A 12,448-nucleotide genomic window follows, 5' to 3' on the forward strand; every position below is an offset into this window, starting at 1 on the left:
GTTCCGCCCAAGGGCCAGGGGCGCTGGAAAGGGCCCCGTGGCCGTCAGGCGTGCCCGGCGATCAGGCCGAGCCGGCCGTCGAAGCGGCGGTAGAGCACCCGGCCCCGGCCGCTGACCGGGTGGGCGAAGAACAGGAACGGCAGCTCCGCGCCCGCCAGCCGGTCGACGGCCTGCGCCTCCGTCAGCCGGGGCGCGCCGTGCGGGCTGAGGGTGATCGGCGAGGTCCGGCGGCCGGGCGGACCGGCGGGGACGGTACGGGCGAGGCGGTAGCCGGTCGGCCCGACCCGGTAGACCACGGCGTCGGTCTCGGTCGCCGGATCGGTGAACAGGTGGATGTCGTAGTCCATCGCGTCCATGGTCCGGGCGGCGGCCGCCGGCGAGCACCACACCAGCGAGGGCTCCTTGCGGCGGACCACCCGGAGCTCGCGGATGGCCCCGCCGCCCGGCCCACTGCCGTCCGGCCCACCGCCGCCCGGCCCACCGGAGTCCGGCGCACGGTGGCCCGGCCAGGGGCGCGGCGCCCAGGCCCCGGTGACGGCCCTGATCCTGCCGCGCAGCGCGTCGCTCACCCGGTCGATCGAGTCGCCCAGCCCGGCCGCGGCCTCCTGGACGCGGATCCGCCGACCGTCCACCTCGGCGTTCACCTGCGCCAGCACGCCCCCGGCCACGGCCGCGAGCCGGACCCGCAGGGCCTCCACCAGCGTCCCGACCCCCGGAGCCGCCGCCGCGGCGGCCACCCGGGCCCGCGTCTCGGCCAGGACCTCGCCGGTCAGCCCCTCGAACGCCCTCACCGTGACCAACTCGCCCATCCCCAGGCCCTTCCACTCCCAGCCGGCGCATACCGGCGACCAGGATCCCGGGCCCCTGGCCGCGCGGCCAGGGCCCAACGGCCCCACTGCGGGGGGCCGGGCGGACCAGCCGGGCGGTGGGGAGGGCGACCCGTGTCGCCGGTGAACGGGACGGGAGAGGCACCGTGCCCGGGCTGGTAGGCGCCGGCACGGGGGAGCGCGGCGCGCTGCCGGTGTCGGCTGCCGACGGCGGACCGGGAGCCCGACGACGAGCCGGGCCTGTGACGAACAGGCGCCGCGCCCTCACCCGCCGGGCCGGCCGCCCCCGCCCGGTTCCGGGCACCGACCCCGGTCCGCTCCGCGGCCGGGCCGGTCGCCCGCCGCAGCGGCCTGCACCCCCGGGAGGCCGGGCGTGCCGCGGGTGCGCAGCTCGCCGAGCACCGCCCAGCCGACCGACACCACCGGCACCGCCACCACCGCGCCCAGGACCCCCGCCAGCACCGCGCCGCTGGCCACCGACACGGCGATCACCACCGGGTGGATGCGGACGGACCAGCTGAGCACCAGCGGATGCAGCAGATGCCCCTCGATCTGGCCGATGACCACGATCAGCGCGAGCACCAGCAGCGCGATCACCGGCCCCCGGGCGGCGAGCGCGACCACGGCGGCGACCGCCAGGGCGATCGGGGAACCGATCAGCGGGATGAGGGTCGCCGCGAACTCCAGCACCATCAGCGGCAGGACCAGCGGCACCCGCAGGATCGCCAGCGCGATGCCCACCAGCACCGCGTTGGAGGCCGCCACGATCAGCACGCCCCGGGTGTAGCCCGCGAAGGTGAGCCAGGCGGCGCGGCCGGCGCGGTCCCAGGCCGAACGGCTCCGGACCGGCAGCTGCCGCTGCGCCCAGGACCACATCCGGTCGCCGGAGTGGAGGAAGAACACCGAGCAGAACACCGCGAGCGCCAGCCCGGTGACCAGCTCGACGATCCGGCCGGCGCCGCTCAGCGCGGTGCTGAGCAGGGTGGAGCGGTGGGCCGAGATGAACGCGCCGATCTTGGCCCGCAGGTCGGTGACGGTGCCGGGCCGCAGGTGGAAGGGGGCGCCGGTGAGCCAGTGGTCGATCCGGGAGAGGCCGCCGCGCAGCTCGTTGCCCAGCCGGCCCCACTCGTCGGCGACGGTGGTGCCGACCAGCGCCAGCACCCCGCCGACGACCGCGAGGGCGCAGAGGAGGACGACCAGGACGGCGAGCGAGCGCGGCATGCCGCGGGCCAGCAGGTCGACCGGCGGGCGCAGCACGGAGGTGATCACCAGCGCTACGAACAGTGCGACGACCGGCAGTTCGAGCCGGGCGAGGACGTCGACGACCAGGTAGGCGGCGAGCCCGAGCAGCACCAGCCGCCAGGTGTACCCGGCCGTCGTCCGCAGTCCGGAGGGGACGTGCTCCCCGGACGGATACGGGTCGGGGCCCGGGCCCGGAGCCCCCGTCCGGGTCCGGCGCGCCGACACCCGGGGACGGCGGCTGCCCAGCGGCACGGGCCGCCGGTCCGGTCCGGCGCCGTTCACTCCCACGGGCGGTCTCCTCGGGCTCGGCCGGGTGTCGTCCTCTCACGTCACGATGACCCATACCGCGACGGTTCGCCCTGCGGCGCCGCCGGGTCCCGTCACCCGGACAGCGGCATGCCGGCCGCGTCGCTGTGCGGGCGCACCGGGCCCGGGCAGACACGGGAACGGCGCCGGTCGCCCCGGGAAGGGCAATGGTCCTCCGTGTACAAGCGGCCGGATGGGGGGAGAATCCATGGCGCAGGGAGGGGGGAGAAGGAGGCCGAGATGAAAAGCCTCACCCGCCGCTACGCGGTGACGCTCCCCGGCCCGATCGGCGGGCACGCTCCACCGTCCGTCGTCGTCGTGTACGAGACGCAGGCCGTGGGGCCCGGCGGGGGCCTGGTCTGGGAGAGCTCGGACGGCGACCTTCGGGTGGAGATCACCGGCGGGGTGGCCACCGTCCTGGCGGCTCCCACAACAGGTAGTCGGCACCCGTGCCTGATGGCGGTGCCGCTGCCGTGAGCACGTCGTCGTTAACCGTGAGCACCTCGTCGTGAACCGTGAGCACGTCGTCGTGAACACGTGGGCCGTGAGCGCGTGGTCGTGGGCAGGCGGCCGAGCGCACACGGCCACGACGCGTGTCGAGAGGAAGAGGAAGGCGATGGAGGGCGGAGGTCGCAACGACAAGGTCACCGAGCGCTGGCGGCCAAGGCCTCGCGCACGGTGACCAGGCAGGGGTCGCAGTACCGGTCCGGCCCGGCCGCACCGGCGCCGTCGCCCACCGGGACGACGCGCTGGGAGGGCTCCAGGAACCGCCCGCACAGCGAGGAGCTCGCGTCGTCCTTGGCCACCACGTGCCACACCACGGCGGGTGGGGAGACCGCCGGGTCGTGCTCGGCCCACATCTCGTACACGGCGCTACCTCCGGATCGCTGGGGGCTCGGTGACTCCATGCAAACCCGCGGTCTGCCGAACGGCCACCGGGCCAGACCCGGTGGGATGGTTGAGGGGCCGGTGACGGTTGGGCGGGCGACGGTCGGGGGCCGCACGCTCAGTCCCGCCGGTCGGGGCCCGGGTGTCCTGGGGGCCCCGGAGGCCTGATTCCCGAGGCCGTGGTCCCCGAGTCTGTGCTCCCCGGGCCGCCCGCCCGGTCGCGGCCCTGGCCGGCGGCCAGGCGGCGCCGGATCACCAGCAGGTCGAGCGCGGTGATGCCGGCGAACCCGGCGCACAGGGCGGCGAAGAATGCGTAGGTCCCCTGGTTGGGCGCGGGGCCCGGGCCGGCCAGCGCGGCCAGCACGGCGAACGCCACCGCCCCGCCGAGGAACAGGACGAGGAAGACCCGGGAGAGCACCCGCCGCAGCTCCAGGTCCGATCGGGCGGTCACCGGCTCGGTGCCCCGGCGCACCGTCTCCTGCGGCCGGAGCTGGGGCATCGTCCGGCCGGGGCCCTGCGGGGTGTGCGGGAAGTCGTGGCGCTCGCCGCTCCGGCGGCGGGCCCCGCCCGCGTGCGGCAGGTCTGGGCTGGGTCGTACGGCCATGACGGCCCCCGAACGGATTCGGCCGGTTGTGTTCCGTCGGCGCGCCTACCCGGTTCCGGCGCCGGCACACGCCCGCGGGGCTCCCGCCCGCACCGGCCCGCCGATGCCCACCGTCGCCCACCGCCGCCCGCCGCCCGGGCCCCGAAGCCCGGCGGATTCGGCCGCTGTTCACCGGGGCATGGCCCGCCCGATGATCTCCGACCAGTCCCGGTCCCTACCGTCAGGGCCCACACCACTTCCGGGAGCGAACATGCGCGACAACCAGGCGACCGAGCACGAGTGCGGCTGCCCGCGGACGGCCGACCTCGACGGGGAGGGGCCGGCCGCGGACAGTCGGCGCCGGTTCCTGCGCGGGGCCGTTCTGCTGGGCGCGGGGGTCGGCACCGCCGGGCTCGGTCTGCTCGGCGCGGTGCCGGCGCAGGCGGCCGGGCCCGAGGCGGCGGGCGCTGCGGGTGCGGCCGTGAAGGCGCCCAAGAAGGGCAAGGGGAAGGGGCGGTGGCAGCCCGACCCGGACGCCCGGCAGTTCACCGTCGTGGTCATGCCGGACACCCAGTACCTGTTCGACCAGGACCGGATCCACCCGGCGCCGCTGGAGGCCTCGGTCCGCTACGTGCTGGACGGCGGGGTCAACCGGGAGGACGGGACGGACGACAACATCGTCTTCCTGGCCCACCTCGGCGACGTCACCGAGAACGGCCTGGCCGTCGAGTACGCCGCCGTCACCAAGGTGTTCGGCCTGCTGGACGACGCGGGCGCCGCCTACGGCGTGCTCGCCGGCAACCACGACGTCCGCTCCTCGACCGACGACCAGCGCGGCACCACCCCGTACCTGGAGACCTTCAGCAAGGCCAGGGCCGCCCGCACCTCCGGCTACCGCGGCTCCAGCCCGGACGGCTACAACACCTGCCACGTGTTCCGGGCGGCGGGCCGCGACTGGATGGTGCTCTCGCTGGACTGGCGGCTCTCCGACGCGGGCTTCGCCTGGGCGAACGGGGTGATCGCGGCGAACCCCAAGCTCCCGGTGATCCTGACCACCCACGACCTGGCGCACGCCGACGACGGCGGCCGCGCCGAGCTGTCCGACAACGGGAAGCGGCTCTGGGAGCGGCTGATCGACGGCAACGACCAGATCTTCCTGACCGTCAACGGGCACTACTGGCCGCCCGGGCGCACCGTGCTGCGGAACAGGGCCGGCCACGACGTGCACGTCCACATCACCAACTACCAGGACCGCTACTACGGCGGCGCGGCGATGATCCGGGCGTACCGCTTCGACCTCGACCGCGGCACCGTCGACGTGTCGACCTTCTCGCCGTGGATCCAGCAGATCGCGGCCGAGGAGCGCAACGCGCTGGCGGCCCAGCACGTCGAGCTGACCTCGGACGTGGACCGCTTCTCGCTCGCGATCGACTTCGAGCGCCGCTTCGCCGGCTTCGCGCCCGTCCCGCAGCGCCCGGCGCGCCGGGCGGGGGAGCTGCTGGTCCGCGACACGGTGGCCTACTGGCGGTTCGACAACGGCGGCGCGGACGGTGCGGCCGTCACCCCGCAGCAGGTCGTCAAGGACCTGAGCGGGCAGGGCAACGACCTGCTCTGGCAGAGCGCCCCGGGCACGCCCGACGGCGCGCTCAGCTGGTCCGCCGAGCACCACCCGGACCAGCCGGGCCACGGCAGCCTGCTGTTCAGGGGCACCCGCTCGCCGGTCCGCGGCGGCTACCTGCAGACGGTGCCCACCGCGCCGGTGAACCGGGAGACCTTCGAGCGCGGGTTCACCGTCGAGGCCTTCTTCAAGCTGCCCGCCGACTGGGACTCCGCGCAGAGCCGCTGGTCCGCCCTGGTCAGCCGCTGGGGGACGAGCGGAGAGGCGGGCAGGAGCGGGCCGGGGACGGACGCCGACGAGCCGGTCGCGACGCTCAGCGTCTCCGAGGCGCCGGCCCTCCAGTGGTGCGTCTACCCGCTCAACCAGACCGGGGCGTCCACCTGTTGGGGCCACCAGCTGCCGCTGGACCACTGGTGGCACGTCGCGGTGGTCAACGACGGGAAGCTCAGCCGGATGTATGTCGACGGCTGCGAGGTGGCGCGCAACCCGTCGACGCCCGCGGTCGGGCTGACCACGCTGGGACGGCCGTGGATGCTGGGCGGCTACGCGTACGCGGGGGTGCTGGACAAGGTCTTCCACGGGTACATCGGGGACGTCCGGATCGTGAAGCGGGCGCTGCGGGTGGGCGAGTTCATGACCGCCTGACCCGCGCTCCCGCGCGGCACGGACACCGCCGGGCCCTGGTACGGGCTCGGCGGTGCGGTCGTTTCCGGGACGGCGAACGGTGAAACGGCGAACGGCGAACCGGTGAAACGGCGAACGGCCGACGGCGGACGACCGCGCCGGAGCCGTCAGCCGAGCAGGGTGGCCTCGACCCCGGCGAGCACCGCCGCCAGGCCCTGCTCGAAGCCCTCGTCGAAGTCCTGGAACATCACCCGGCCCGATTCGGCGGCCAGCGGGTGGGCGGCCAGGCGCTCGGCGCGGGCGTCCAGGTCGTAGCCCTCCTCGCCGTCGAAGGGGTTGGGGCCCATGGCCTGCTCCTCGATGACGTAGCCGATGGTGTAGCTGTAGGCGGTCTGCCAGGCGCGGGCGGCGGCCACCGGGGTGAACCCGGACTCGACCAGCAGGCGCAGCCAGGTGTCCAGTTCGGCCGCGTAGCCGGTGTCGGTGAACCGGGAGCCGCTGTAGACCTTCGCGCCGTCGCGGTAGCGCAGCAGCTCGGCGCGCAGGGTGCGCATGGTCCGCAGGTAGGTCTCCCGCCAGTCGCCCGGGGCCGGGGCGCGACCGGCTCCGTCTGCCCCGCTGGCCGCGTCGGCCCCGTCCGCCCCGGCGCCCGCGTCCGCCGCCGCCTGGGCCGTCATGCGGCGCATCATCTCGGTCGCCATCTCGTCCAGCAGCGCCTGCTTGTCCTTGAAGTGCCAGTACAGCGCGGGCGCCTTGACGTCGAGCCGGGCGGCGATGGCGCGCAGCGTCAGGCCGTCCAGGCCGGCCTCGTTCAGCAGGTCCAGCGCGGTGTCGACGACCTGGCCGCGGTCGAGCTTGGGGGTTCTCTGGGGGGTCACGGTTGACAGTTTAACGCCGTTAAGTGCACGCTGTCGGCAACGGCTACTTAACAACGTTAAGGAGGTTGTCGTGGCTTCTCACGGCATGCACACGGACGTCCTGGTCATCGGCGCCGGGCCCACCGGACTGGCCCTGGCGCTCGACCTCGCCCGGCACGGCGTCGCCGCGCTGGTGGTCGAGCGCGGCGCCGAACTCTTCCCCGGCTCGCGCGGCAAGGGCCTCCAGCCCCGCACGCTGGAGGTGCTCGACGACTTCGGCGTGCTCGACCGGGTCCGCGCGGTCGCCGGGCACTACCCGCCCAACCTGTTCTGGCGGGACGGCGAACCGCAGGGCGAGCGCCGGATGTTCGACCCGACCGAGCCCTCCGAGGCCGAGCCGTACACCGAGGCGCTGATGCTGCCCCAGTGGCGCACCCAGCAGGTGCTGTACGGGCGGCTGCGCGAGCTGGGCGGCGAGGTCGCGTTCGGCCGGGAGCTGGTCGGCCTCGCGCAGGACGAGGAGGGTGTGACCGCCGAGTTCGCTACCGGCGGCCCGGTCCGGGCGCGGTACGTCGTCGCGGCGGACGGCGGCCGCTCGACGGTGCGGCGACTGCTAGGCATCGGGATGACCGGCGAGACCGTCGACCCGGACCCGATGCTGGTCGCGGACGTCCGGATCGACGGGCTGGACCGCGAGCACTGGCACGTGTTCGGCTCCGAGGAGGGGATGCTGGCGATCTGCCCGCTCGGCGGCACCGAGGACTTCCAGCTGGTCGCCCAGTTCCCGGAAGGGACGGCCGTCGACCTCACCCTCGACGGGCTGCGCACGGTGGTCGCGGCCCGCTCCCACCTGGCCGCCGAGCAGGTCACCGAACTGCGCTGGATCTCCGAGTTCCGCCCGCGCGCCGCGCTCGCCGACCGCTTCCGCGCGGGCCGGGTCTTCCTGGCGGGCGACGCCGCGCACGTCCACTCGCCGGCCGGCGGGCAGGGCCTGAACACCAGCGTCCAGGACGCCTACAACCTGGGCTGGAAGCTGGCCGCGGTGCTGACCGGGCGAGCGGGGGAGGGACTGCTCGACAGCTACCAGGAGGAGCGCCGCGGCAACGCGGCCGCGATGCTGGAACTGTCCACCAGGGTCCACCGCGGCGAGCAGCGCCGCGGCCGGGCGACCCAGCAACTCGACCTCGGCTACCGGGAGTCCGCGCTCTCGGTGGAGACCCGCCAGGACCTCGCGGCGGACGCGCTGCGGGCCGGCGACCGCGCCCCCGACGGCCGCCGGGGCGGCACCCGGCTGTTCGACGCCTTCCGCGGCCCGCACTGGACGCTGCTCACCGTCGGCACGGACACCCCGCTGCCCGCCGTCACCGCCCCGGTGGTCCGCATCCCGGCCTACGAGGCGTACGGCACCGGGGTGTTCCTGGTCCGGCCGGACGGCTACCTCGGGTGGGCCGGCGCTACCGCCGACGGCCTCGCGGCCTACGCGGAGCGGCAGGGGCTGCTCGCCCCCTGAGGGGCTCCGGGGGTCCGTGCCCGGGCCGGCCGGCGACGCCGGTGCGCCGGGCGCGGTGGAAGCGCGGACACCCGGCGGCCGTCCGGGGACGACCGGCCGGGTGCCGGATCAGTGCTTGCCCGCGTCCTTGACCTTCTCCACGGCCTGTTTCAGGTCGCTCTTCGCCTGCTCGGCCTTGCCCTTGAGCTCGGTCGAACGGTCGCCGGTGGCCTTCCCGGCCGCTTCCTTGGCCTTGCCGCCGGCCTTCTCCGCCATGTTGCGCAGCTTCTCCTCGGTACCCACGGCGGGTGCCTCCTCTCGTCGACGGGGCGAAGGTCCGCCCCGGGCGGCGTCTGCCCGGGGCGCGGGCTTCCATGCGCGGGGTCCGCGAGTCGGCCCGGCGGGACAGTCCGGCGAGTCGGTCGGGTCGGCCGGTCCTACCGGGTGCGGGCCTCGGCGGCGGTCTTCAGGTCGTGCAGCCAGCCTTCGAGGCCCTGGCGGAGGATGTCGGTGGCGGCGGGGACGTTCGCGTCGACCTGGGGGCCGGTGTGGGTCTCCTCGGTGCGCACCAGGACGCCGCCGGGGACCTCGGTGAAGTTCCACACGTGGACGCCGTCGATCCGCAGCCCGGTCGCGACCGCCGGGCCGGTCCAGCGGATGCAGGCGCCGGGCCGCAACTGCTGGACGGTGGAGGTGATCTCCAGGACGGGGTCGGCCGAGGCGGGGTTCGGGGGCAGCGGGGTGGTCCAGTGGAACGCCGACCCCGGCCGCAGTGGGCCGCCGTCGAGGCGCTCGGCGCTCCGCACCGGCGCCTGCCAGTCGGGCCAGCGCGCCACGTCGGTCTGGAGCCGCCAGACCGTCCGCAGCGGTGCGTGGACCACGGTCTCGGTCCGGTAGCGGACGCGGGCGTCGGGGTCGACGCCCGCCCCGCCGCAGGTGAGCGAGGAACCGGGGCGGTGGGCGGTGGCGGCCCCGGCCGGCGCGGCGGCGGCGCCGAGCAGCCCGAGGGCGAGCGGGAGGGTCAGCAGGGCGGTGCGGATGCCGGTGCCGCGGGTGGAGCTGCGCGTGGCGGACATGGAACTCCCCATTCACTGGTCGGCCGTCGGGACGGCTCGGACGCCTTGCGAGCTAGATGCTCACGCCTTCGTTAGAAGTTGTAACTCCGCGAGGGCCGGGGCGTCAACAGGTTCCGTGATACCTTCTAACGGAAGCGTGAACATGTAGTCGGGCGACGCGGGGAGCGGGCGAGAGCCATGGCGAGGACGGGCGCGGACACCCCGCGCGAGCGCTACCGGGCCCAGGTGCGCGAAGAGGTCAAGGCGCACGCCTGGGAGCAGATCGCCACGGCCGGCGCCTCGGCGCTCTCCGTCAACGCGATCGCCAAGCGGATGGGCATGAGCGGCCCCGCGCTCTACCGCTACTTCGCAGGCCGCGACGAGCTGATCACCGAACTCGTCCGGGACGCGTACCGCAGCCTCGCCGACACCCTCGGCGCGGTCGCCGCCCAGGGCGCCGACCTGGCCGGGCTCGCCCACGCCCTGCGCGACTGGGCGCTGGCCGACCCCCAGCGGTACTTCCTGATCTACGGCACCCCCGTGCCCGGCTACCGCGCGCCCGAGGACACCGCCGCCATCGCCGACGAGGTCATGCGGACCCTGGTCGACGCCTGCGCGGCGCTCGCCCCGGCCGGAGCGGACGCCCCGGAGGCGCCGTTCACCACCCACCTGCTGGGCCACCGGGACTGGGCGGGCGAGCAGCCGGCCCCGCCCGAGGTGCTCCACCGCTTCCTGGCCTTCTGGACCCGTCTGCACGGCGTGCTGTCCCTGGAGCTCGCCGGACACTTCACCGGCATGGGCTTCCGGCCCGGGCTGCTCTTCGAGGCCGAGCTGGAGAGCCTGCTGACGCCGCGGTTCTGACCCGGCCGCCTCCCGGTCGCCGCCTGTCCGCCGTTGTCGCGCGGCCACGCCCCGTCGGTGCCACCGCGGCCCCGGGGCCCGGCCGGCCCCCGCCTCCGAGGTCGGCACGCGCGGGGTGCTGGGGCGTGTACGGCCGGTCGTGCTCCGGTTCGTACGGGTGTGCCGGGTGTGGCGCGTTCGCCGCAGCGTCACTCCGGGTAGTTGAAGGGCTGCACGGTGTTGGCGGAGGGGGTGGGGTCAGGGAGTCGCGATGACGGAACACGAGCAGCTCGGTGCGCCCGCCGGCCCGGAAGGACACCCCACCCGGCCCGAACGGGTGCCGCCCCAGGCCCCCGCGTCCGGGAAGCGCGGGGCGGGCGCCCGGCCCGGGCCGGACGGTGACGGCACCGCGGTTCCCTGGCCCGACCTGATGCTGCCGCTGCTGCGCACCCCCACGGCCGACCGCCGGCCCGCGCCGGAGGGGGCCGGCGCGGACCCGCCGACGGGCGTCGAGCCGGCCCGGGTGCTGGACCTCGCGCTGCTGGTCGGCGAACTGCTGCTGGCCAGCGGCGAGGCGGCGGAGGACGTCGAGGCCGCGATGCTCGCCGTCGCCCACGCCTACCGGGTCCAGCCCTGCGACCCGCAGGTGACCTTCACCCGGGTGGCGATCTCCTACCAGCCCGGCCCGTCGGAGCCCTCGCTGACCGCCGAGTGCTCGGTGCGCCGCCCGGCCGTCGACTACGCGCGGCTGGCTCTGGTGTTCCGGCTGGTCACCGAGATCGCCGTGGGCGGGATGGCCGTCCCCGAGGCGCACGGCCGCCTGGTGGCGGCCCGCCGGCGCCGCCGCCGGTACTCCGGCCGGCTGTTCGTGCTCTCCTGCGGCGGGATGGCCGGGGCGGCCACGCTGCTGATCGGCGGCCGGGCCGACGCCCGGGCCTGGCTGGTGTTCGCCAGCGCCGTCGTCGCCGCGCTGGTGGGCGAGCGCTTCTCGGCCCTGGTGGCGCGCCACGACCTCCCGGCGTTCTACCAGTTCGTGGTGGCGGCGGTGCCCGCCGCCGTGATCGGCATCCTGCTCTCGTTCAACGGTCTGCACCTGCGCGGATCGGTGGTGATCACCGGCGGGCTGTTCGCCGTGCTGCCGGGGTGGCCCATGGTGGCGGCGGCCCAGGACGGCCTGGCGGGCTTCTACCTCACCGCCGCCGCCCGGCTGCTCGAAGCGCTCTACCTGATGACCGGCGTGGTGGTCGGGGTGATGACGGTGCTCTACGTCGGCGTCAACAACGGCGCCGACCTGGCCGCCCAGGACGTCCCGCCCGGGGCGGTCAACCCCCCGCTGCAGCTCGCCGCCGCGGTGCTGCTCACCCTGGCGTTCGCGGTGCTGCTGAACACCGAGCCGGCCACGCTGCCGGCGGTCCTGCTGAACAGCGCGGCCGGCTGGACCACGTACGGGGTGCTGGTGAACGCGGGCGGTGAGCCGATCCTGGCCACCGGTCTGGCCGCCGGGCTGGTGGGCCTGTCCGGCCAGCTCATGGCGCGCTGCCGGGGCAGCTCGGCGCTGCCGCACATCACCGCCGCCCTGGGGCCGCTGCTGCCCGGCTCGGTGCTGTACTTCGGGATGCTGGCCTTCGTCCGGGGCGAGCCCGAGATCGGGCTGAGCGGCATCGGGCGGGCCGCCGCGATGGCGATGGCCCTCGCCATCGGCGTCAACCTGGGCCGCGAGCTGGCCCGGCTCTTCCTGCCCGCGCCCCGGGTGGCCGCCCCGCCCCGCCGGCAGGGCGGCCGCCACCGGCGCTGACGGGGGAGCGGCGGGGCGGTTTGCCCGGGCCGCGGCGCGGTAGACGCGGGGGGTGTGGAGACGGGCAGGGCAGGACAGGCCCCGATCCCCGGGGACGACCGCTGCGGCCGGTTCGGGCCGGCCGGGCCGCCCCCGCCGACAGCCACCCATCAACCCGGGAGACCCTCGTGATACTCCTCGGCGTCATCCTGCTCATCATCGGCTTCGTCACCGGAATCTCGATCCTCTGGACCATCGGCATCGTGCTGGCCGTCGTCGGCCTGGTCCTGTGGCTCGCCGGAACGCTCGGGCACGCCGTCGGCGGCCGCCGCCACTACTACTGAC

Annotated in this window: 13 protein-coding genes; 6 read left to right on the forward strand and 7 right to left on the reverse strand. The window is 75.5% G+C overall.

The window, feature by feature from the left end:
* Positions 1-44: 44 nt before the first annotated feature.
* Together ACFU7Z_RS09310 and ACFU7Z_RS09315 are read right to left on the reverse strand one after the other, a co-directional pair.
* Positions 45-809, reverse strand: coding sequence for a sigma 54 modulation/S30EA ribosomal C-terminal domain-containing protein (locus tag ACFU7Z_RS09310; RefSeq protein WP_380777112.1), 765 nt, complete (start codon positions 807-809; stop codon positions 45-47).
* A gap of 282 nt (positions 810-1,091) precedes the next feature.
* Positions 1,092-2,357 carry an AI-2E family transporter gene (locus tag ACFU7Z_RS09315; RefSeq protein WP_380777113.1) on the reverse strand — a complete coding sequence of 422 codons (1,266 nt, stop codon included), beginning with the start codon at positions 2,355-2,357 and terminating at the stop codon, positions 1,092-1,094.
* Between the two features lie 258 nt (positions 2,358-2,615).
* On the opposite strand from ACFU7Z_RS09315, the gene ACFU7Z_RS09320 reads away from it, so the two are divergent.
* Positions 2,616-2,852 (forward strand): DUF6296 family protein, encoded by a 237-nt coding sequence (locus ACFU7Z_RS09320; RefSeq protein ID WP_049656889.1) that lies wholly within the window; start codon positions 2,616-2,618, stop codon positions 2,850-2,852.
* A 167-nt stretch (positions 2,853-3,019) separates the two neighbouring features.
* On the opposite strand, the gene ACFU7Z_RS09325 is transcribed toward ACFU7Z_RS09320, so the two are convergent.
* A complete protein-coding gene (locus tag ACFU7Z_RS09325) occupies positions 3,020-3,244 on the reverse strand; it encodes a hypothetical protein (protein ID WP_049656887.1) in 225 nt (74 codons plus the stop codon).
* A 137-nt stretch (positions 3,245-3,381) separates the two neighbouring features.
* A complete protein-coding gene (locus ACFU7Z_RS09330; protein WP_375877358.1) occupies positions 3,382-3,867 on the reverse strand; it encodes a DUF6343 family protein in 486 nt (161 codons plus the stop codon).
* A 250-nt stretch (positions 3,868-4,117) separates the two neighbouring features.
* Here ACFU7Z_RS09330 and ACFU7Z_RS09335 point away from each other — a divergent pair, with 250 nt between their 5' ends.
* On the forward strand, positions 4,118-6,109 hold the full coding sequence (locus tag ACFU7Z_RS09335) for a LamG-like jellyroll fold domain-containing protein (RefSeq protein ID WP_380777114.1): 1,992 nt from the start codon (positions 4,118-4,120) through the stop codon (positions 6,107-6,109).
* A gap of 146 nt (positions 6,110-6,255) precedes the next feature.
* Here ACFU7Z_RS09335 and ACFU7Z_RS09340 read toward each other — a convergent pair whose 3' ends face one another.
* The gene (locus ACFU7Z_RS09340) at positions 6,256-6,966 is read right to left on the reverse strand and encodes a TetR/AcrR family transcriptional regulator C-terminal domain-containing protein (RefSeq protein WP_380742480.1); all 711 of its coding nucleotides are present in this window, start codon (positions 6,964-6,966) and stop codon (positions 6,256-6,258) included.
* 85 nt (positions 6,967-7,051) lie between these two features.
* Here ACFU7Z_RS09340 and ACFU7Z_RS09345 point away from each other — a divergent pair, with 85 nt between their 5' ends.
* Positions 7,052-8,455, forward strand: a complete 1,404-nt coding sequence (locus tag ACFU7Z_RS09345; protein WP_380777128.1) for an FAD-dependent monooxygenase — start codon at positions 7,052-7,054, stop codon at positions 8,453-8,455.
* Between the two features lie 108 nt (positions 8,456-8,563).
* On the opposite strand, the gene ACFU7Z_RS09350 is transcribed toward ACFU7Z_RS09345, so the two are convergent.
* Positions 8,564-8,737 carry a CsbD family protein gene (locus tag ACFU7Z_RS09350; RefSeq protein WP_082346046.1) on the reverse strand — a complete coding sequence of 58 codons (174 nt, stop codon included), beginning with the start codon at positions 8,735-8,737 and terminating at the stop codon, positions 8,564-8,566.
* 134 nt (positions 8,738-8,871) lie between these two features.
* A complete protein-coding gene (locus ACFU7Z_RS09355; RefSeq protein WP_380777115.1) occupies positions 8,872-9,510 on the reverse strand; it encodes an SRPBCC family protein in 639 nt (212 codons plus the stop codon).
* Between the two features lie 177 nt (positions 9,511-9,687).
* Between ACFU7Z_RS09355 and ACFU7Z_RS09360 the strand changes: the two genes are divergently transcribed.
* From ACFU7Z_RS09360 to ACFU7Z_RS09370, 3 genes are all read left to right on the forward strand, one after another.
* The gene (locus tag ACFU7Z_RS09360) at positions 9,688-10,350 is read left to right on the forward strand and encodes a TetR/AcrR family transcriptional regulator (RefSeq protein WP_380777116.1); all 663 of its coding nucleotides are present in this window, start codon (positions 9,688-9,690) and stop codon (positions 10,348-10,350) included.
* A gap of 250 nt (positions 10,351-10,600) precedes the next feature.
* Positions 10,601-12,124, forward strand: a complete 1,524-nt coding sequence (locus ACFU7Z_RS09365) for a threonine/serine exporter ThrE family protein (protein ID WP_074003516.1) — start codon at positions 10,601-10,603, stop codon at positions 12,122-12,124.
* 167 nt (positions 12,125-12,291) lie between these two features.
* The gene (locus tag ACFU7Z_RS09370; RefSeq protein WP_143204583.1) at positions 12,292-12,447 is read left to right on the forward strand and encodes a DUF6131 family protein; all 156 of its coding nucleotides are present in this window, start codon (positions 12,292-12,294) and stop codon (positions 12,445-12,447) included.
* Position 12,448: the final 1 nt, after the last annotated feature.

Origin of the sequence: Kitasatospora sp. NPDC057518 (assembly GCF_042802075.1) — a bacterium.
Taxonomy (GTDB): Bacteria; Actinomycetota; Actinomycetes; order Streptomycetales; family Streptomycetaceae; genus Kitasatospora.